The 19,313-nt window shown below is 71.1% G+C and carries 14 protein-coding genes and 2 pseudogenes; 4 read left to right on the top strand and 12 right to left on the bottom strand.

Annotated features, from left to right (window positions below; translation table 11 throughout):
• Nucleotides 1-238 precede the first annotated feature (238 nt).
• The 6 genes and pseudogenes from ACFVVU_RS09310 to ACFVVU_RS09285 all read right to left on the bottom strand — a co-directional run bounded on the left by ACFVVU_RS09310 (nucleotide 239) and on the right by ACFVVU_RS09285 (nucleotide 10,521).
• Nucleotides 239-2,182, bottom strand: a complete 1,944-nt coding sequence (locus ACFVVU_RS09310; protein WP_387789203.1) for a Tn3 family transposase — start codon at nucleotides 2,180-2,182, stop codon at nucleotides 239-241.
• A 1,170-nt stretch (nucleotides 2,183-3,352) separates the two neighbouring features.
• Nucleotides 3,353-4,443: pseudogene (locus tag ACFVVU_RS09305) on the bottom strand (IS630 family transposase).
• Nucleotides 4,444-4,861: 418 nt separating this feature from the next.
• Nucleotides 4,862-5,389: a hypothetical protein gene (locus ACFVVU_RS09300; RefSeq protein ID WP_387788917.1), complete on the bottom strand. Its 528-nt coding sequence runs from the start codon at nucleotides 5,387-5,389 to the stop codon at nucleotides 4,862-4,864.
• 634 nt (nucleotides 5,390-6,023) lie between these two features.
• Nucleotides 6,024-9,368 carry a tetratricopeptide repeat protein gene (locus ACFVVU_RS09295; protein ID WP_387788916.1) on the bottom strand — a complete coding sequence of 1,115 codons (3,345 nt, stop codon included), beginning with the start codon at nucleotides 9,366-9,368 and terminating at the stop codon, nucleotides 6,024-6,026.
• A 197-nt stretch (nucleotides 9,369-9,565) separates the two neighbouring features.
• Nucleotides 9,566-9,898 carry a trypco2 family protein gene (locus ACFVVU_RS09290; RefSeq protein ID WP_387788914.1) on the bottom strand — a complete coding sequence of 111 codons (333 nt, stop codon included), beginning with the start codon at nucleotides 9,896-9,898 and terminating at the stop codon, nucleotides 9,566-9,568.
• A gap of 146 nt (nucleotides 9,899-10,044) precedes the next feature.
• Nucleotides 10,045-10,521 carry a DUF1524 domain-containing protein gene (locus ACFVVU_RS09285; RefSeq protein WP_380688394.1) on the bottom strand — a complete coding sequence of 159 codons (477 nt, stop codon included), beginning with the start codon at nucleotides 10,519-10,521 and terminating at the stop codon, nucleotides 10,045-10,047.
• Nucleotides 10,522-10,524: 3 nt separating this feature from the next.
• On the opposite strand from ACFVVU_RS09285, the gene ACFVVU_RS09280 reads away from it, so the two are divergent.
• The gene (locus tag ACFVVU_RS09280) at nucleotides 10,525-11,259 is read left to right on the top strand and encodes an SMI1/KNR4 family protein (protein WP_387788912.1); all 735 of its coding nucleotides are present in this window, start codon (nucleotides 10,525-10,527) and stop codon (nucleotides 11,257-11,259) included.
• Nucleotides 11,260-11,305: 46 nt separating this feature from the next.
• Here the strand turns inward: ACFVVU_RS09280 and ACFVVU_RS09275 are convergent, their stop codons facing one another.
• Nucleotides 11,306-11,794 carry a DUF6262 family protein gene (locus ACFVVU_RS09275; protein ID WP_387788910.1) on the bottom strand — a complete coding sequence of 163 codons (489 nt, stop codon included), beginning with the start codon at nucleotides 11,792-11,794 and terminating at the stop codon, nucleotides 11,306-11,308.
• A gap of 103 nt (nucleotides 11,795-11,897) precedes the next feature.
• Nucleotides 11,898-11,990 (bottom strand): annotated as a pseudogene (locus ACFVVU_RS09270) (HNH endonuclease); the annotation flags it as partial.
• 123 nt (nucleotides 11,991-12,113) lie between these two features.
• Between ACFVVU_RS09270 and ACFVVU_RS09265 the strand changes: the two are divergent.
• Nucleotides 12,114-12,830, top strand: coding sequence for a hypothetical protein (locus ACFVVU_RS09265; RefSeq protein ID WP_387788909.1), 717 nt, complete (start codon nucleotides 12,114-12,116; stop codon nucleotides 12,828-12,830).
• Here ACFVVU_RS09265 and ACFVVU_RS09260 read toward each other — a convergent pair.
• From ACFVVU_RS09260 to ACFVVU_RS09245, 4 genes are all read right to left on the bottom strand, one after another.
• Complete coding sequence (locus ACFVVU_RS09260) at nucleotides 12,796-13,125, bottom strand: DUF664 domain-containing protein (protein WP_387788907.1); 330 nt, start codon at nucleotides 13,123-13,125, stop codon at nucleotides 12,796-12,798. The two genes, ACFVVU_RS09265 and ACFVVU_RS09260, sit on opposite strands and share 35 nt — an antisense overlap.
• A 125-nt stretch (nucleotides 13,126-13,250) precedes the next feature.
• Nucleotides 13,251-13,385: a hypothetical protein gene (locus ACFVVU_RS09255; RefSeq protein WP_387788906.1), complete on the bottom strand. Its 135-nt coding sequence runs from the start codon at nucleotides 13,383-13,385 to the stop codon at nucleotides 13,251-13,253.
• Nucleotides 13,386-13,646: 261 nt separating this feature from the next.
• On the bottom strand, nucleotides 13,647-15,350 hold the full coding sequence (locus tag ACFVVU_RS09250; RefSeq protein WP_387788905.1) for a WD40 repeat domain-containing protein: 1,704 nt from the start codon (nucleotides 15,348-15,350) through the stop codon (nucleotides 13,647-13,649).
• Nucleotides 15,286-17,508 carry a hypothetical protein gene (locus tag ACFVVU_RS09245; RefSeq protein WP_387788904.1) on the bottom strand — a complete coding sequence of 741 codons (2,223 nt, stop codon included), beginning with the start codon at nucleotides 17,506-17,508 and terminating at the stop codon, nucleotides 15,286-15,288. The genes ACFVVU_RS09250 and ACFVVU_RS09245 overlap by 65 nt, the downstream gene beginning before the upstream one ends.
• Nucleotides 17,509-17,992: 484 nt before the next feature.
• Here ACFVVU_RS09245 and ACFVVU_RS09240 point away from each other — a divergent pair, with 484 nt between their 5' ends.
• Nucleotides 17,993-18,412: a DUF2690 domain-containing protein gene (locus tag ACFVVU_RS09240; protein WP_387788903.1), complete on the top strand. Its 420-nt coding sequence runs from the start codon at nucleotides 17,993-17,995 to the stop codon at nucleotides 18,410-18,412.
• Nucleotides 18,413-18,741: 329 nt separating this feature from the next.
• Nucleotides 18,742-19,170: a peptidase M23 gene (locus ACFVVU_RS09235; protein ID WP_387788902.1), complete on the top strand. Its 429-nt coding sequence runs from the start codon at nucleotides 18,742-18,744 to the stop codon at nucleotides 19,168-19,170.
• Nucleotides 19,171-19,313: the final 143 nt, after the last annotated feature.

Raw genomic sequence — 19,313 nt, 5'->3', positions numbered from 1 at the left:
CCTGCGCCAGGCGATTCCTGCCCCGACGGGTACGCAGGCTGCCCATCAGGGGCCCCCCGGAATGCCGGCCCATGCCGTGGGCAAAGGAGCATCGTGCTTCCCGCCACCACGCCCGATCAGCGCAGACTCCACGGCAGCCCTTCAGGTCGGCAGGTCGAGCAGGCCGGACGGGAACAGGGCCCTACGAGCACGCTGCCCTCTGGCTCTCCTTGCCTGCCAGTCATGGGTCACACGAGCCCTAATCCCCATCATCGTCTTGTTCGTCAGGTGCGTTCGGGTCCCGGAGCGGTCGCAGGCCCTGGCCGGGGCCGTTGGCCTTGATGTTGAACAGGTAGCGGCCCAGGAAGTTGATGTGCCGGTCTTTGAGCGGGGAGAGGCGGGCGACGTCCTCGTCCTTGATGTCGTGGCCCTCGGCGCGGAGCTGGGCGACGGCGGCATCGAGGTAGCGGGTGTTCCACAGGACGACGGCATTGAGGACCAGGCCGAGGGCGGCGAGCTGGTCCTCCTGGCCCTCGCGGTACGCCTGGCGGATCTGGCCGGGGCCGCCGTGGCAGATCGCACGCGCCAGCCGGTGGCGGGACTCCTGCACGGTCAGCTGCCGGCTCATCAGCCGACGGTAGGTGTCTTCGACCGGGTCGACCAGCGCGAGCAGGTGCATGGTCTTGTCGATCCGCCCGTACTCGGCGAACGCGGCGCCGAGCGGGGTCGGGTGGCCCTCGCGGCCGAACATCCGCAGCAGGTCGTAGGCCCGGACCTGGTTGGTGATGAGCGACCCGGCGACCCGGAGCATGTCCGGCCAGTGCGTGGCGATCCGCTTGAGGTTCACCTTGTTGCAGGCGATGGCCTCCAGCGGCCCGTACCCGGCGGCGGCCGGCGCCTCGCCGTCGGGCAGGTCGGCGCGCCAGAACCTCTGGTCGGCGAGGTCGCGGAAGCCCGGGGCGAAGCGGAATCCGAGTATCTTGTACAGGCCGAAGGCCATGTCCGAGTACGAGGCGTTGTCGGTTGCGACCATCTCCGGCTTCACCCCGCCGTCGAGGTTGAGCAGGGTGTCCAGGGTGTAGAGGCTGTCGCGCGGGGTGCCGCGTACGACCATCGCGCCGATCCCGGCGACCTGGTCGTTGACGGCGTTGAGCCAGGTCACGCCGCGTTTGTAGCCGTAGTATTTGGGCGAGGGGCCGCTGTTGATGCTCTTGACGGGGACGACGAAGCGCAGGCCGTCGACGGAGGCGAGCAGCCTGCCGCCCCACATCTGGGCCAGCTCGATGCGGGACTGGGCGGTGATGAGCGCGGCGTTCGCCGCGGCGATGGTGTCGGCTCGCAGGTAGTTCTGGTCGACGTGGGACAGCCGCGAGCGAGTCAGCGACTTGTTCTCCGGGTCGATGACCGGAGTCAGGCCGATGTTGCAGCTCTCCGCCACCAGCAGCGCGACCAGGGAGACGAGCAGGCCCTCCATCCGGGTGCGCCGCTCGGAGACGTGCCCGAAGGCGTCAAGGAAGCCGGTCCAGGAGTGGACCTCGAACAGCAGGTCCGGCAGGTCGATCCCCGGGAGCATCGCCTCCGTGGTGGCCTTGAGCCAGCTCAGCGACTCCGGCTCGCCCACCGCGCCAAGCTTGTCCACCGACAGCCGGGCGCATCCGCCGCCCTCGGGGACGACGATCTCCACCTTCGCCTCGGCGCCGGCCTCCTCCAGGCGGTCGGCCATCTGCCGCCACGCCGCGTCCAGCCCCCGGACGAGCTGGGCCAGGTGCTCCTCGGCGTCCTCGGTCAGGGACAGGCCCGCGAGCACGTCCGCGCGCATCGCCTCCCACCGCGGCCCGTCCAACAGCCGGGCGCGCGGGTCCGCCCACCGGTTCGAGGGAGAGGCGAACACATCGCGCCGGTGCAGGGCGCGGTGCAACTGCTCCAGGACGCACACCACGTACGCGTCACGGTCGACCGCGCCCTGCGGCAGCTTGGCGTTGGAGAACACCGCGCGCTTCCACACCGCCGGCACCAGCTCGGCGTCGACCTCGCGTAGCCCGGCCTCCTTCGACCAGACCGCCTCGCCCACCGGCCGCGCCTGGAGCTCGGTGCGCAGCATCCGGTACGCCTGCAGGTCCCACTCCGACGCGTCGAACAGGTCACAGCCCCGCTCGGCCAGGAAGTCGACCACCCGCAGCACGATGTAGGCGTACTCCCGCATCGTCTTGGGCTTGCGTCCGTCGAACGCCAGCCGCCGGAACCAGCCGCACAGGTGCTCCACCGGCAGCATCGTCCTCTCGTCCAGCAGTACCGGGGTGCCGTCCGGGATCGCCCGGAACCTCAGGAGATCGACGACCTCGCCCCCGGAGAGAGGGGCATCGCGCAAGTGCCGACGGGCCCGCGCGGAGTCGGTGAAGAACAGCAGCATCCGAGTCTCCGTCCGCCAGGTGATGGCACAGGGATAGCAGCTGCGGCCAACGCCAAAGCCCCGCGATCACTCCCACGGATGAACCCCGCTGAGACATCCAGCAACTATGGAAAGAAGGACTCGGCGACGGGTGGGGGAAGCTCGTCGGCCGGCGGGCGCGGGTGACGGTCACCGGGCGCGGGTCGGCGGTCCGTTCCCGCAGCGCGGAGCTGTGGCTGCCCGCCGCAGACGGAACCGCCACCGCCACCGCGCCCGACGCCGCAGCCCTCCCCGAAGGCCCGGCGTCCGGGCCGGATCGCGCTGCCGCCCTCGGGTAGTCACCGGGCCCGGGAACCTCCAGGGCGGCGACCGCCGCCGGCCTGCGGCACGGTGCCCGCTCGGTGCCCTGGACCCTGGAGGTTCTGCCGGCCGGTGGCGGGCGGGAGCGGTCCCGGTGGTCAGCGTGCGAGGGCGACGGTGATCGGGACGTCGTCGCAGCCGGCCGCGATTCGGTGGAGGGCGGCGAGCTCGGCGGGGTCGACGGGACAGCCGCCAGCGGGTCTTCACCGCGACCCGGCGGCAGCCACTCGGCGACGTCCTTGTCGGCCTTCTGCCGGTTCGATCGGGCGGTGACGGCGATCAAGGTGCGGGGGTCCGCCAGGTCCTTGGCGTACTGCTCGCGCTCCAGGCGTAGCCACCGACTGGCGGGGAGCGTCATTCCGAACGTGCCATATTCCTCGTGCCGGAGAACCGGCGGTAGCCGTCATACCCGCCTATAGATCGAGTCCTTCGATCCAGGCGGTCACGTCCATTGAGTGCTGCAGGGCTGGCCCGAAAGAGGTCGGGGTTCGTCTCGGCGAGGGTGCGGTAGCGGCCGGCGCGGCTTCCTCGGCGGCGGCCACCCCCTCCGCCCACCGACTCACCGCGCCCAAGAGGTTGGAGAGGTTGTTGAGGGCGCCGCGACGAAGACGAACTAGTGCCGCATCAGGCAACGTTTGCCCTGATGACGACTTCGCGTAGGCGCTCGTCGGCGGCGTGCTTGTTCCGCCAGATGATGTGGCGGCGGATCATGCTGCCTTGTTCTTTGTGGCTGGCGTGGTCGGTGCCGTCGAGGGCGAAGTAGCGAAGGGCGGTGAACTGGGCCTCGATCCGGTTGAGCCAGGAGCTGTTGGTCGGGGTGTAGGCGATCTCCACGTTGATCGCCGCCGCCCACGTCCCGACCCGCTGGCACCGCTTCGTCGTCAGGTGCGGCGAGTAGTTGTCGCAGACGATCGCAATACGAACGTCCGCCGGGTGCAGCGAGCGCAGGTAGCGGCAGAACTCCAGGAACTTGGAGCGGTTCTTGGTCTTCTTGACGTGGCCGTAGAGCTGGTCCTTGGCAAGGTCGTAGGCGGCGAACAGGTGCCGGACGCCGTGCGGTCGGGTATAGGTGGCCCGCCGCCGCCGCCGGCTGGTCTGGGCTCGCGGTCGGGGTCCTTGCCCTTGCCGCCGCGTTCGGCCCACTGCCGGCCCGGGTGCGGTTGGAGGTTGAGCGGGCCGAACTCGTCCAGGCAGAAGATGACTTCGGGCTCGCCCTCTTCGGGAATGACCTCGCCGTCGGCGATCGCGTAGAGGTGTTCGACCCGGGTTTTCTTGGCTGCGTAGTCGGGATCCTTCGAGGTCTTCCAGGTCTTCACGCGTTGAAATGAGACGCCCTCCTCGCGGAGCAGGACCCGAAGGCCCTCGTGGCTGATGTCGTCGACCACCCCCTCGGCGACCAGGAAGTAGGCCGGCTTGGCCAGGCTCCAGGTCGAGAACGGCAGGCCGTGCTCGGCCGGCTTTGACTTGGCGATCTTCTTGGTCTCCCGGCGCTCGGGCAGCGTGAACGTCCTCGGCCGTCCGCCCTTGTATTTCGGGTAGAGCGAGTCGAAGCCGTCGGCGTTGAAGTTGTGGATCACGTCGCGGACCCGGTCCGCGCTGGTGAACGTGACCTCGGCGATCTTCGCCACGGGCATTCCCTGGGCCGACAGCAGCACCATCTGGGCCCGCCGCCACGTCACCACCGACCCAGTGCCCCGGCGGACGATCCGCAGCAACCGCCTGCCCTCGCCGTCATCAATCTCACAGACCCTTACTCGTTCTGCCGTGCACCAACAGCCTCGCGTCAGGAGCGGACGAGGACAGGAGAGCCTTCGGTGTGCGCTACCTGGCGCGGCGCCGCCGTAGCTCCTCCAGCCACTCTCGTACCTGCTCGTCGTTGTGCAGGTACGGTTCCTCGGGCCCTGGCCGCAAATCGATCCCGTGGAGGTGCTCCAGCGCCCACACTGACAGGTCGTCCCATTCCAATTCGTCATCGAGGAACCAACGCCCGGCCCACCGGTCGGCTGCATCCCGGCTTACGCGTCCGTCGGCCACAGCAGTGAACCACGACTCGATCTCGTCCAGGTCTGGCTGATCTCTTCCACTCACGGCCTCACCGTATCCAGGCCAGGGCAAAGGTTGTCTGACGCGGCACTAGCTCCGGAGCAGAACACGCCGGAGCTGGCTCTCGCCGAAGATTCCGTCCTCGCTCTGGTCGACCACCCACGCGCCGTCCTCGTCGACCAGGCGTAGCGCGCGGCGGCCGACCTTTCCGGACGGGTCGAGGGTGAACGTGATGTACACCCCGTAGCCAGCGGGGTGGCTGCCGGGGCCTTGGGGCATCCTGATGACGGCGCCGGCGGCGGCGGGTCCGGGGCCGTCCAGGGTGCCCGGTGCCGGGGTCGTGGCAGGCGGCGGGGTGCTGGTGCGGGCGGTGACGCAGTCGGCAGTGCTGCCGCCGCGCAGGCTGGCCGAGCTGAGCGCGCAGGCGGCCTGCCAGTCGCCGCGGTTGGCCGCGTCCTGGTAGGTCCGGGCGACGGCGGCCAGGGTGGCCTGGGTTGCCGTGGGGATCGGGTCCGGCATGGCGATGGGCGCGGGGTTCTTCACGGTGCCGCTCGAGGCACAGCCGGCCGTGGCGAGCAGTGCGGCGGTGAGGGTGAGGGCCCTGGCGGTGTGCTTCATCAGCAAGTGGTCGCCTTCTGCATCTGCGCGCCCTCCTCGCCTGCGGCGCGCTGTTCGTCGCTGAACGGCTCCCCGGTGTCCGGCGCGGCCTTGGGCGAGGTGTCGAGGTACTGCAGCAGCTCGAACGATGGACGTCGAGCGACACGGTAACGCTGTCGGGACGGTGGTCGTGGCCGAACGGTTCATGAAAGCCTCAAGTGCTCGCCGGGACACGCTTCCACCTCTTCCTGTCCCCTGGAGAGAGAGGGGGGCCGGTCAGGGGCCCCGGCGAGGTGGAACGAGAGGCCCCGGCCGTCCTCGATGCGGAGACAGTCGGAGCGCCGGCGGGGGAACGGGGAACGGCCAGCGAGGGTGGTGGTGCCCTGGTGGCCATCACCCGGCAGCACTCGGCGCCCTGCCTGGGCCGAGCACCGCACGGCCGCTTCGCCCGGTGGGCGGAGCGGCCGTTCCCGCAGGGCCAGCCCACCACCCCCACCGGGCCGCCCGACCAGTGCTGCTACGCGAGTGGGTCAGGTCGTTGGCGAAGGCGCGGCGCTTGGCGGTGGTCCATGTGTCGGCCCCGACTGGCGGGGAGCGTCATTCCGACCGCGCCATATTCCTCGTGCCGGGGTACGGCGGTTGCCGTCTTACCCGTCTATGGATCGAGTCCTTCGAGCCAAGCGGTCACCGCCAGGGACTGCTGTAGGGCTGGTCCGAAGAGGCCGGAGTTGGCTTCGGCGAGGGTGCGGTAGTGGCTGGTGGCTTCTTCGGAGGCGGCCAGTGCCTCCGCCCGCCGGCCCAGCTCGCCGAGCCGGAGGGAGAGGTTGGTGAGGGTGCCGGTGAGGTTGGGCAGGTAGGCGGCAGGGTTGGTGTCGGCCAGCGTGCGGTAGTGGCTGGCGGCTTCTTCGGAGGCGGCCAGGCCCTCTGCCCGCCGGCCCACCTCAGCGAGCCGGTTGGAGAGGTTGTTGAGGGCCATCGCGAGGTCGGGCAGGTGGGCATCGGGGTTGCCGTCAGCCAGCGCGCGGCGGATGGCGACGGTTTCCTCGGCAAGAGTCAGGCCCTCTGCCCGCCGACCCACCTCACTGAGGTCGATGGAGAGGTTGTTGAGAGCGTCGGCGAGATCGGGAAGGTAGGCGTCGGGGTTGGCTTCGGCGAGGGTGCGGTAGTGGCTGGCGGCTTCTTCGGAGGCGGCCAGTGCCTCCGCCCGTCGGCCCACCTCAGCGAGCCGGTTGGAGAGGTTGTTGAGGGCCATCGCGAGGTCGGGCAGGTGGGCGTCGGGGTTGCCATCAGCCAGCGCGCGGCGGACGGCGACGGCTTCCTCGGAGGCGGCCAGGCCCTCTGCCCGCCGGCCCACCTCACCGAGCCGGAGGGAGAGGTTGTTGAGGGCCATCGCGAGGTCGGGCAGGTGGGCATCGGGGTTGCCATCAGCCAGCGCACGGCGAATGGCGACGGCCTCTTCCACAACGGTCAGGCACTCGCCCCGCCGACCGACCTCACCCAACCGGTTGGAGAGGTTGTTGAGGGCCGTGGCGAGGTGGGGCAGGTAGACGTCCGGGTTCGCCGTGGCCAGGGTGCGGTAGTGGCTGGCGGCTTCTTCGGCGGCGGCCAGTGCCTCCGTCCGCCGGCCCACCTCAGCGAGCCGGTTGGAGAGGTTGTTGAGGGCCATCGCGAGGTCGGGTAGGTAGGCGTCCGGGTTCGCCGTGGTGAGCGCGCGACGGATGGTGAGGGCTTCCTCGACCACGGTCAGGCTGTCTCCCCGTCGACCCACCTCACTCAACCGGATGGAGAGGTTGTTGAGGGCCGTGGCGAGGTGGGGCAGGTAGACGTCGGGGTTGGCTTCGGCGACGGTTCGGTAGTGGCCGACGGCTTCCTCGACGGCGGCCAGCCCCTCCGCCCGCTGCCCTACTTCACCGAGCCGGTTGGAGAGGTTGTTGAGGGAGCTGGCGAGGTTGGGAAGGTGGGCGTCCGGGTTCGCGGTGGCCAGGGTGCGGTAGCGGCCGGCGATGGTTCGGGTGAGGCGGACGGCGGTGGTGGCGAGGCGGTGGCTGGTGCTGGGGAGTTGGCCGTGGAGTGCGATAAGGGTGTCGAGCGGAGTGGTGGGGTCGGTGGTGAGGGTGTCGAGGGCGGTGATGAGCGGGGTCGGGTGGTCGGTACGGGTGGCGGTGGTGATGATGTGGACGGCCAGCGTCTCGTGGTGGCGGACGCAGAGGTCGGTGAGGTGGGTGTTGAGGCGTTCCCGGAAGGTGCGGTGGGCGGCGGCGCGGCTGTAGACGGTGAGGAGTTGCTCGGCCTGGGTGTCGTCGGCGCCGTCGAGGAGTCGGTCGGCGAGGCGGGGGTCGGCCAGGAGGATGCGGCCGGTGTGGCGTTCGGTGAGACGGTCGGGCTGGAGGGCGCCCCAGGGTGACATTTCCGGGGTCGTCGCGGCGGGGTAGAGGGTGGCGAGCCAGGTGGTGACCCGGTCGCGGCGGTCGCGGGGCTGGTCCGCGAGCGCGGGCAGTCGCTGCCACAGCAGGTCGGCGTGTTCCGGACCGGTGGCGCCGGAGAGGTAGGCGGCGGCGACCGCGGTCTTCAGGGTGTCCATGCCGAGGGCGGGGGTGAGGCCGCGGATGGCGGCGTTGTCCCGCCAATAGCGGGCCTCGTGGCCGAGCAGCCGGTCCTCGACGTCCTGGACGTCCTCGTCCTCGTCCTCGTTCCCGTCCTCGTCCCCCTCGTCGGTGCGGTCCGCAGGTTGGGCGCGGACGGTGTCGAGGAGGTCGGCGAGGGCGGTCATGTGAAGGGTGAGCGCGTTGCCGTAGGCGTCGTCCCGGGCCAGCCGCCGTGGTGGCTTCAGCGCCGCGGCCGCCGCGGTCCAGTCGTGTCCGGCCGTGCCCGGAACGGTCGGTAGCGCGCTGGCCAGGGCGTGGGCGGCTTCGTGGTAGTGGCTGGCGCGGCGGTTCGGGTCGTCCTCCAGCGGGGTGAGGCGGCGGGTGCGGGCTGTGGCGAGGAGTTCCTCGGCCGGTCGGCTCGCCTCACGGGCCTGCTGCCACCAGTCGCCTCCGGTCCGTGCGAGGAGAAGGAGCTTGAACGGGGTGGTGCCGGGGTGTTCGGTGGCGGCGTCGACGAGTGCGCCGAGTTGCCGGGGGCGGGTCTCGGCGTAGTCGAGGACGACCAGCAGCGGCTTGGCGGCGTGCCGGAGTTCGCGCAGTTGCTCGGGACGGGCGCCGGTGCGCGGCCACAGCACCGTCCAGCCCTGGGCGGTGAGCTCGTGGCCGAGGTGGTGGGCGAGGCGGGTCTTGCCCTGTCCGCCGGGGCCGTGCAGCAGCCACGCCCCGAACCCGTCCCGCCCGCACCACGCCTCCAGTTCGGCGATCAGCTTCTCGCGGCCGTGGAAGGGGACGATCTGGCGACCGGCCTCCAGCAGGGCGGCGGGTGTCACTGGGGCGCGTCGGACGGCGGTATGGACGGTGGGGTCGGCGATGTCCTGGAACTCCACAGCCTCCAGCCCGCCCGCCGGGCCGCCGCCGTGCTCGGCGAGGGCGGTGCGGAAGGCGGGATCGTGGTGCAGGACGTAGGAGGGGACGACGTTGAGGCGGCCGTGGGCGGAGTTCGCGCGGTCGGCGGCGACGACGCCGGTGAGGTAGCGGTCGCAGAACACCGCCGCCCCCGACAGGCCGCCCCACGGCGACGTCCCGTCGCCCGGCCATCCGGTGGCGGGGGTGCGCAGGTCCATGACGTACTGGTTGCCGACGAAGCCGCTGCCCGGGTTCACCTCACCGTGGAGGTGCGCGGCCTCGACGGGGTGGTCGGGGCGCTGGGCCTCGTCGGGGACGCCCCATGTCTCGCACGGGGTGCCGGGGCGGGTGGTGTCCGGTCGCCCCCACCGAACGGGAGTGGTGGGCGGCTGCCAGTGCGGGGAGTCGTCGACGAGGACGAGCGCGGCGTCGTCGCGTCCACCGGCGGTGCCGGCCCACAGCACGGTCCCGGTCGCGGTGCCGGTGCCGGCCGGGTGGAAGACCTTCACGCCCGTCCCGGCGGGTCCGGTGACGTGCGCGGACGTCAGAATCAGGCGTCCACCGACCGCGTACCCCGACCCCCGCCCACCCGGACCGTTCAGCCCGGCAAGCCGTACCCGTTCCACCCCAGCCTCCTACCCTCCGGTCCTGTGTACTGCTGCGTGGCCGCGGCCGGGCCAGGAGGTGCCGGCCGCCGTCCAGGTTTTCAGTCGGCGATGCGCCCGGATGCGTCGCCGGGGCCCTCCCGGTCCGGGGCAGCGGAGCTGACGAGCAGGTCGCCTCCGTCGGGGCGTTTGGGGGTGAGGGTGAACGCGATGCGGTGGGTGCGGGCTCGGGAGAGGCCGGCCTCGGTCTCGGCGCCGACCGCCCACAGCTTGAAGCCGGCCTTGGCCTTGGCGTCGGCGCGCAGCTCGACCTCGAACTCCATCTCCACCGGTCCGACCGCGAACACCACCTGCGGGTCGTCACCGGCCCGGGCGGCGGCTTCGAGTAGTTCGTCGCGCACCGCCGCTACTGCGTCCGCCAGCGGAACATCCATTCGTACCCACTCCTTGAACACCTGACTCACAGTCATGCCGATGCGGACACCGTAGAGCCCGCGCGGAGGCCTGCGCAGCGGAACGGCGACTTCGCCCGGACCCACCCGCCGGCCGCCCCGGGGCAGGCGGGTGGGTCCGCCGCCGGCTACGCGCAGGTGTCGAGCATCTCGATCAGGGCGGCCTTCTCGGGCTCGGCGACGGACAGGCCGTAGAGGTGTTGGATGTCGGTCCAGGCGCGGGAGCAGGTGCACCAGTACGGTCGCAGCGGCGGCCGCCACTGGTCGGGCGACTTGTCGGCCTTCGCGCGGTTCGAGGCGGCGGACACCGCGACCAGCTGGGAGTGTTCCAGGTCGTTGGCGAACGCCTTGCGCTTGTCGGTGGTCCAGGTTTCGGCACCCGCCCTCCAACTCGCCGCCAACGGAACCAAATGATCAATGTCGAGGGCCTTGGCGTCGGTGAACACCTTGTCGTCGTAGGGGCTCACCCAGGTGCCGGAGACGGCGCGGCACTGGTCGTCCTGAACGACGTTCTGGCCGTCGCGGGCGAGAACCACCTCGCGGGTGTCGCAGGTGCCGTACTGCCGGATCCAGTGCGGGAACTTCTCGCGGGTGTACCCCTCCATGGAATGCGGGGCTTCGACGACGAGTTCGTCCAACTCGGTACGGGCCTGCTCGGCTGGCGGCGGTTCGGGCAGTTGACGGTGCTGGCCAACAACGGCGGCCGCACGTTCGGCGGGCGCCGTTCTGTCGGTCCGTGGCGACAGGATGCTTCCAGTACCAACGGGACACGGCAGATGGGGGCGGTCATGCCGGCAACGGCGCTGGACAAGTTGAGAGATCGGCTTGGCAAGCCGGAGCGGTGGGGCCAGGCGCGGCCGGAGTTGTGGCAAGCGTCGGAGGCCTACCTGGGCCTGGCCCTGCCGACCGATTACAAGGCGTTTCTGGACCGCTTCGGGCCTGGCGCCGTTGACGGATACGTGTGGTTGGACCGGCCGATGGACGGCAGCCACGAGGAGGCGGAGCGGCTCTGGCGCCGGGGGTGGCAGGGAATGAATGACCCCGAACTGTACCCATGGCCGTTCCATCCCGAGGAGGGCGGTCTGATCAACTGGGGGCACGACGAGCAGGGCAACACGTACTACTTCCTTGCCGTGGAACCGGACCCGGACGACTGGCGCATCATCGTCTGGAGCGAGATCGGAGAGTGGTTCGAGACCGCCGGCACCTTCACCGAGTTCCTGCTGCGGTGCTTCGAGCGGGTGGACCGCCCGCCGTTCATCGACCACGGCTGGCCCGGGAAGGAGGCCCGGTATCACCGGAGTACGGCGGGCAACCAGCCCAGCGGAGCAGAGGCGCGCTGACGATCGGCGCCAGCGCGCGCCAGACGGCCCACCAGCGGCGCCTGCGTCACCCGCGGGCAGGCCCCCAGAACCGAGCACGTTCACTCGTACCTGTCTGGGCACAGTCATCTGCACGCCGACATCGGATCGCTCGCGCCTGCCCGGGGCGGGCTGGTGCGAGTCGTAGCGGTGCGTTGTTCGCCGAGTGCGCCGGCGAGTTGCTCGCGAAGTTGTTCTCCTCGGTGAGGCGCCGGATGCGGGCGTTGGCGGCTTCGAGACGTTGCAGCAGGGAAGCGTCGGAGGTGCGCTGACGTGCAGGAACCGGCGATCCGGGGCCGCGTCGGCGTGCTGCCCGAAGGCGCTCGATCTCCTCTCGCAGGTCCGGCTGGGCATAGAGCCAGGACCGGGACACTCCGGCCCGCTTCGTGACAGTCTCGAACGTGACCAGCTCGCCTGCCAGGTCGAGGGTGCGGAGGGCCTGGATGGCTTTGGCGCGGGTGTACTCGCTGCGGCGACGGGCGGTGTCGACGATGTGCCGGCTGTTGTCAGCTGGCATCGGCGCTCGCCTCCGACCGTCCGAGGTCGTCTTCCAAGCTGGTGATGATCTTCTCCAGGTTGCCGAGGACCTGGCGGTTCATTTCGACCACGTGGGCTTGGCCGCGGCCCTCGGCGGCGGAGACCGCGATCAGCTGGGAGTGGGTCAGGTCGTTGGCGAAGGCACGGCGCTCGGCGGTGGTCCAGCCATCGGCCCCGACTGGCGGGGAGCGTCATTCCGAATGCGCGATATTCCTTCGCTGCAGCCTCAGCGGAACCGTGGATCGGCTAGGCTTCCCGTCGCTGGCCTGCGGGTTGGCCACGGGGACGGGGAGGACGACATGACCACGGAGCGGGATGAACCGGCCGGCAATGGCGCGACCGGCACCGCGCAGACCTTCGCGGCGCTGCCGGACCGGACCAGCGACGACAGCTCGGCGTTCCACCGGTGCCTGGCCGAGGTGTCCCGGATCCCCGGGCTGAAGCCGGCGCCCGAGCCGGCCGACGGCGACAGCTGGGCCTGGGGCCACGCCGTCCGACGGGCGCTGCGCGAAGCCGGGGAGCGGGGGCTGGTGCTCTCCGAGGCGTCCTTCGAAGCCCTGCTGGAGGCTGCCGTCCAGGACCCGAACCCGAGCTACAACCGGTCGTTTGTCGAGCCCGCCCTGAACGCCTACGGCTACCGGCGGGTCCGCGCCGGACTGCTCGACCGCCTGCGCGGCGGCACCGACGCCCAGCGCGCCGGGGCGGCCCGGGCCTGGTACTGGACGGTGCTCCCCCTCGACCCCGACGGGGCCTCTGCGGAGCAGCCCGGCGCCCTGGAGCTGGACGGGGCCACCGACCGGGCCGTCCTGGTGCGCGAATGGAACGAGGCCGCCCTCCGGGAGTTCGTCACCAACGAGGACCTCGACGTACGGCGCTGCATCCTCCCCGGCCTCCCGCTGCGGGCGTCGGCCTACCCACCGGAGCTGCACCACCTGGTGGAGACCGCGACGGCGCTCGCTCGCGCGCACCCGGACGACTACATCAGGCACCGGGTGGAGATCCAGGTCCGCACCTGACGGCCGGCCAGAAGGACGGGCCCTCGCCCGTGAGGCCGTCGACCGACGCGCGGATCAGATCGGCGTGGCCGATGTGGCGGGCGTACTCCTCGATCAGGTCGAGCAGGATCCGGCGCAGGCTGGGGCGCTCGCCGTTGCGGGCGGTGAAGGAGTCGAGCTGGTCGGGGCCGCCCTCGGCCAGCGCCTCGGCGATGATCGTCCGGGAGCGGTCGGCGGCCTGCCGCCAGAGGGTGTACAGCTGCTCAGGCGTGGCATCGACGGGAGCGAGGCGGGCGTCGGCTTCGCCGCGCTCCACCGCGGGACTCTGACGGAAATTCTCGAACACGGTTTCCACTGGTTCCGCTTCGACGGCTGAGGCCGGATCCGTCTCCGGATAACCCGTCGGCCCGCTCGCTCATGGGGCGGGCCGACCGGTTGCGGCTACGCGCAGGTGTCGAGCATCTCGTTCAGTGCGGACTTCTCCGGCGCGGTGACGCTGAGGCCGTAGACGTGCTCGGTGTCGGCCCACGCGCGGGAGTAGGTGCACCAGTAGCCTGTCGCCGGAGGCTTCCACACGTCCGGCGACTTGTCGCCCTTGGACCGGTTGGAGGCCGCGGAAACCGCGATCAGCTGCGAGTGCTGCAGGTCGTTGGCGAAGGCCCGGCGCTGGGCGGTGGTCCAGGTGTCGGCTCCGACTGGCGGGGAGCGTCATTTCCCAACGTGCGCTATTCCCTGGCGAGCAGTGGCTGGCTACCTGCACTGTCGCTTGGTCGTACGGCTGGGACGACGAGTGCCTGATCCATGGCGAGGGGCCGCTGGAGATCGCACCATCGGAGTTCAGCAGACCTCCCGGTAGGGCACCTCGGGGAGGTACGTGTCCCAGTCGGCTTGCGGCAGTCCGCCTCCGGCTCGTTCGCAGATGTCGGCGGCTGCCTGATCCGGGGCGATCGTGACCTCGTGTACCGGTACGTGCTCGGTCGCTGCGCGCAGGGTGCGGTCGTCGGGGCTGAAGGCCAGGGAGAGGGTGGCGCCTCCCGGTGCCGGGATGGCCGGGCCGAGCGGTTGGCGGGATTCGAGGTCCCACATCCGTAGTGTGCCGTCGGTGCCTGCGGCGGCCAGGGTGTGGCCGTCGTGGGAGAAGGCGAGTGCGGAGATGGGGTCGAGCACCCCTGCCGTGTTGGGGCGGAAGGTGCCGGGCAGTACGCCCAGGTTCCGCTCAGCGGCGCCGTCCCAGAGGGTGACGCGGCCGGCTTCGTCGCCGGTGGCCAGGTAAGCGCCGTCGGGGCTGAACGCCACGGTGTGGGTCGTGTTCTGGGTGAGCGTACGAGGGATCACCCGCGCTGATGGCAAGTCGGCGAGTTGGTTGTGCGAGGTGACGAGGAGCTTTCCGTCCGGGCGGACGGCGAGTTGCTCTCCGCCGGCGCCGGAGATCACCCGCGTCGTGGCTCCATGGAACAGGTCCCAGACCTCCACCGCCTCATCCGGCGTCAACCGTGACACCAGGAGCGAACGTCTGTCCGGTGTGAAGACGATCGCATTGACATTGGACGCGGTGAGCCGCTCACCGGTGGCCCCGATGCTCAGGGGCGCGGTCACGCGGGAGGCGGAGACGTCCCAGGTGAATACATGCAGGGATGAGCCTGCGTCCAGGGCGTCGAAGACGCTGTAGGCGAAGGTTCCCCCGTCGGGGCGGAACGCCGTGAGGACCGTACAGGGCAACGGGGTGCGGCGCTGCGAGGTGCAGGGTACGCGGGGGAGGTTGACGACGTGTCCTGCACCGCGGAGATCGTGCAGTTGGAAGCGGTACGACTCCAAGCCTTCGGGCGAGGGCAGCGTGGCGAGGGTGTTGCCGTCGGGGCTGAATATGGCGGCCGCGATCGGCTGGCTCGTCCAGGCCGGGGCGAGGACGTTCGTCACGTCGACGGTGCGGACCACGGCTCCCGTCGTACCTTCCAGGTAGCGGATCCGGTGTGCTTTCGGATCCAGCCGGAACTGGCCGGCGTCGGTGTTGGCGAGCGGATGCCGTAGCAGCGGCACGGACGGTGTGTCGAGACGCCACAACAGCACCTCCTTGCCGTCCGAGGCCACCATGAGCGTTCCGTCCGCGCTGAACGCTGTCTCCCTGATGTCGGCGTGTTCGATCCGCAGGAGTTCCGTTCCTGAGTCGATGTCCCAGATCCGGACTCCCTCGCCGTCGACGACTGTCAGCCGGCGGCCGTCCGGCGTGAACCCGACCGCCTCGTCGAGGCACTGCTGCGCGGTGACGTCGGGGGCCCAGGGGGTATGAACCTGGCGCTGCTCGGGCACGTTCCACACCTGGACCGGCTCGCCGGGAAGGCACAGTGCCAGCAGGCGGTCGTCCGGGCTGAGCGAAGCATCGGGGTACGGGTAGTACCGCGTGCGGTCCTCCACCCGCATCCGCCGCTGCCTGACTTCCGGCACACCGCGCAGTTCGTCGGGACCGACCGGCCTGCGCTCACCGCCCCCGGTACGTCGTTCGAGCAGCAGCCGGCCATCGCGGGTATCCCGGACCTGGATCACATTGTCCGAGCCGAAGACGGAGTGGAGGAGCAAGGTCCGTCCGCTCGGACCGAGCCGGGCCGCGGTTCCGCGCATCCCGGAACCGAACTCGTGGATGGCCGCCGGGATGGCGCCGGAGCGTTCCGCAGGCACCGCCCACACCTTCGCATAGTTGTGTTCGAACGCGACGAGTGTCCCGGTGTCGGCGCTCATGTCCTCCACGTCCCCGGCCAGGCCCCCCAGGCCTGGCAGCGACGCCACCCGCCGGTGCGTGTCGACATCCCACCTCACCACCTCGTCGCGGCCGACACCGACCAGCGTGCGCCCGTCGCCGCTGAGGAAGTGCGTCTGCGGGACGGCCTTGTCGGAGGGCGGATCGGTGAAGACGTCCTTGGACGGTGGCGCCGAGCAGTGCGGACCGTGACTCGGGGAGGTCGGCGGTCTTCCACGCGGCGAGGCTCAGCCGCATCGCCGTCAGGGGGTCGGAGGAGCGCATGCCGTCGGCCACCGCGGCGGCCCGGCGGGCGGCGGCCTCCGTGCGGCGGCGTTCGCCGGTCAGGTGCTGCTGCCACGCGATCACGCCGGCCAGCATGGCGAGCACGATTAGGGCGGACAGGGTGGCGAGCAGGGTCCGCAGCCGCCGGGCGGAGCGTTCGGTCCTGCGGTTCTCCTGGTTGCGGACGGTGAGGGCGGTGGTGAGGAAGCGGGACTCCAGCGGGGTGAGGTCGTCGCGGTGCCCGGCGTCGGTGAAGGCCGATTCGGCTGCTGCCAGGCGGGTGCCGCGGTAGAGCGCTCCGGGGTCGCGGTCCAGGTCCTCCCACGCCTTGGCGGCTTCGGTGAGGTGCCTGTGCCGCCGTAGCGTGTCGCGGGCGTCGTCGACCCACGCGTTGAGCCGCGGCCAGGAGCGGATCAGTGCCTCGTGGGCGAGATGGACGGTGTCGCCGTCCAGGGTGATCAGCCGGGCGCGGGCCAGGCTCTCCAGCACCGCCGCGGTGCCGGTGTCAGGGTCCCCGGCGCCGAGGGACTCCAGTTCGGCACGGTCGGCGGGACGGCTCGTGTTCTGCGCGCCGTCGCCCGGGGTGACCAGCCGCAGCAGGATACGCCGGGCAACGACGGCCTGCTTCGGCGTCAGGCCGTTGTAGGCCCGCTCCGCGGTGCGGGCGATGGCGCCGTGCACGCCGCCGGCGGCCTCGTAAGCGGCCTCCGTCAGTACTCGGCCCTTGCGGTGGCGCCAGGTCTCGAGCAGGGCGTGGGAGAGCAGGGGGAGTCCGCCCGGTTCGCCGTCGATCTCCTCGATGATCCTTGAGGTGAGGGCGCGTTCGACGATCAGGCCCGCGCCGGCGGCCGGTTTGACGATGGCCTCGCGCAGTTCGGTGGGGCCCATCGGCCCTACCAGTAGTACGGCGTCCCGCAGGGCCGCCGCGAGGTCGTGGTGGTCGGCGCAGTGGCCGAAGAAGTCCGCCCGCACCGCCAGGACCACCCGCAGCCGGCTGCCCGGCGCGCCCGCCGCCAGCAACAGGCCGATGAAGGCGGCGCGTTCCGCCGGGTCGGCGCACAGCGTGAACGTCTCCTCGAACTGGTCCACCACCAGCACCGTGTCGCCCGGACCGTTCCCGGGCTCCATAAGCGCACCATGGTCGGAGGCGGGTCGCGGGCCCGGGGTGAGGATCCGGATCGCGGCCGGGCCCGCGCCGACCGTGCCCCGGTCCTGGAGCTCCGGGATCAGTCCGGCGCGCAGCAGGGAGGACTTGCCGCTGCCTGAAGCGCCGACGACGGCGACCACACGACGTGAGTCGACCAGGGCCTGCAGGTCGGCGACGAGCCGGTCGCGGCCGAAGAACCGCTCCCGGTCACCGGGTTCGAAGCGGGCCAGGCCCCGGTACGGCGCATCCACGTCGCCACCGTCCCCCGCGGCCGTCTCCCGCACCACGGCGTGCCAGCGCCGCTCCCACTCCGCGAGGTCTCCGCCGCAGGCCTGCACGTAGGCCAGCACCACCGGCATCGAAGGAAGCTGCTGCCCACCGGCCGCGCGCGACAGCGTCGCGACCGAGTACCGGGTACGGCCGGCCATCACCCGGTAGGTCACGTCCCCCGCATCCCGACGCAGCTCGCGCAGCTCCCACGCGAAGCGCTGGACCGGCCCGGCGGCCGGATCCAGCGGGCTCTCCTGACGCCCCATCCCGCGTGCTCCCCCCCACTCGGTGACACCACCGGACCGCGTCAACCTACGGGCGGAGCACTGACGTTGCAACGGCTCCTCATCGGCCTGTCTCGTTCCAGAGGCCCTTCCGACCAGCAGAGCGGTACTTTGTTTCGTCCAGCGAGGAGGGCTGCGCAACAACCGGCTGGCTAAGCAAACTCGAACCGTGCCGGAGCCCCGGACGCGGCAACGACCGCTCCTCGGCGTCGGCACGACCACGGTCCGGCGGCACCACCGCCCGTCTACGGGTCACATCCGCCGCTCCCATGGTGCGCGACGGCCTCCGAGACATCACCATCTCGGGCCGCCGCGAAGTCCACTCGCTTCCACACCGTCAAAAGGTCGCGTTGCGCACCGGCTCCAGGACCGCCGCGCCGGCGGCCTCCTGCGGGCCGATGCACGGCCGGCGGATGGGCCGCCCGCCGAGCAACGCCGATCTCCTCTCCTCAGGAAGGAACCTCCCATGAAGCGCATGAACCGGCCGACCAGGATCCTGTTCGGCCTCGCCGCAGCCACCATGGCGCTGACCGGCTTCGCCGTCCCCGCCGCGTCCGCCGCCACACCCCAGGTCACCGCTGGCTGCTACGCGTCCTCCTGCAGTGGACGGGACCCCATCCAGATGGGCTGCAACACGGACGCCTACACCGTGGAATCGAGGAGTTCCGCCTACGGCACGATCGAACTCCGCTACAGCTCCTCGTGCAAGGCGAACTGGGCGAGGATCTCCGGTGCCTCGAACGGACAGCTGTTCTGGGTGGAGAACAGCTTCGACATCCAGTTCTGGAACGCGATCGGCTCCACCGGCTACGGCGACATGGTCGACGGATCGGGCAGCGCGCGCGCCTGCATCTCCGGCAACGGTCCCTGCACCGGCTGGCACTGAGACTCCTCCGCCCTGCCGGGGCCGGGGAAGCCGCGCGGTACTCGCGCAGTTCCCCGTCCCCGGGCCGGCGGCGGACTCTCCGGTAGCACCCGCCGGGCCTCGCGTTCGAGCGACGGCCACGGTGTTCGGCGCTCCGCACCCCGGGCGGACGGCCACGGTGTGCGACATCGGAGAACTTCAGGACTCCGTGACATGGCCGTTCTGCAGCGGCCCGAACCCCCAGGACAAGACCCAAAGGCCCACAGCACCACCGAAGCGGACATGGCATCGACACGAAGTCGGGCCGGAATCCGCCCGGTTCGGGATGTCCAGACACCAGGAGGAAGAACATGAAGACACGACGCATCCTCACCACCCTGCTGCTGGCGGGGACGGTGGCCACCGCGACGCTGGCGGTGACGCCCGTCGCGCAGGCCGCACCGAACAACGGGAACTGCCGCGGCGCCCGGGCCTTCTGCTTCTGGTACAACAGCAACCAGTCCGGCTCGGTGGCCGGCTGGGACCTGCTCACCGGCTTCAGGGGCTTCTACGACCTCGCCGACGCCGGCGCGTTCCAGGGCCCCGGCCGCGGACAGGGCGTCGCGGTGAAGAACAACGCGGCCTCCGCCACCTACCAGTTCCCCGGCAACTGCTTCGGCTACGTCGAGGTGTTCTACAACAGCGGCTGGAGCGGGCCCTCGGACGTCGTTCCGGCCTGCGGCAACATCAACCTGGTGTGGACGAAGAACGACAACGCCTCGTTCCTCGTCAACGGCTGACCCAGCAGGATCCGGCCGGGGCGGCCGCCGCCCCGGCCCGGCCCGCCCCCCCCGGGTTGGAGGCCCCCCCCCCCCCCGAACCACCCCCGCCCCCCCCCCCCCCCGCGGCCCGGGGCCGCAGGGGTGGGGCGGTGGGGTTTAAA

This window comes from Kitasatospora sp. NPDC057965 (assembly GCF_042887135.1).
Classification (GTDB): Bacteria; Actinomycetota; Actinomycetes; order Streptomycetales; family Streptomycetaceae; genus Kitasatospora.
This window is presented reverse-complemented; position numbering and strand designations above follow the sequence as displayed.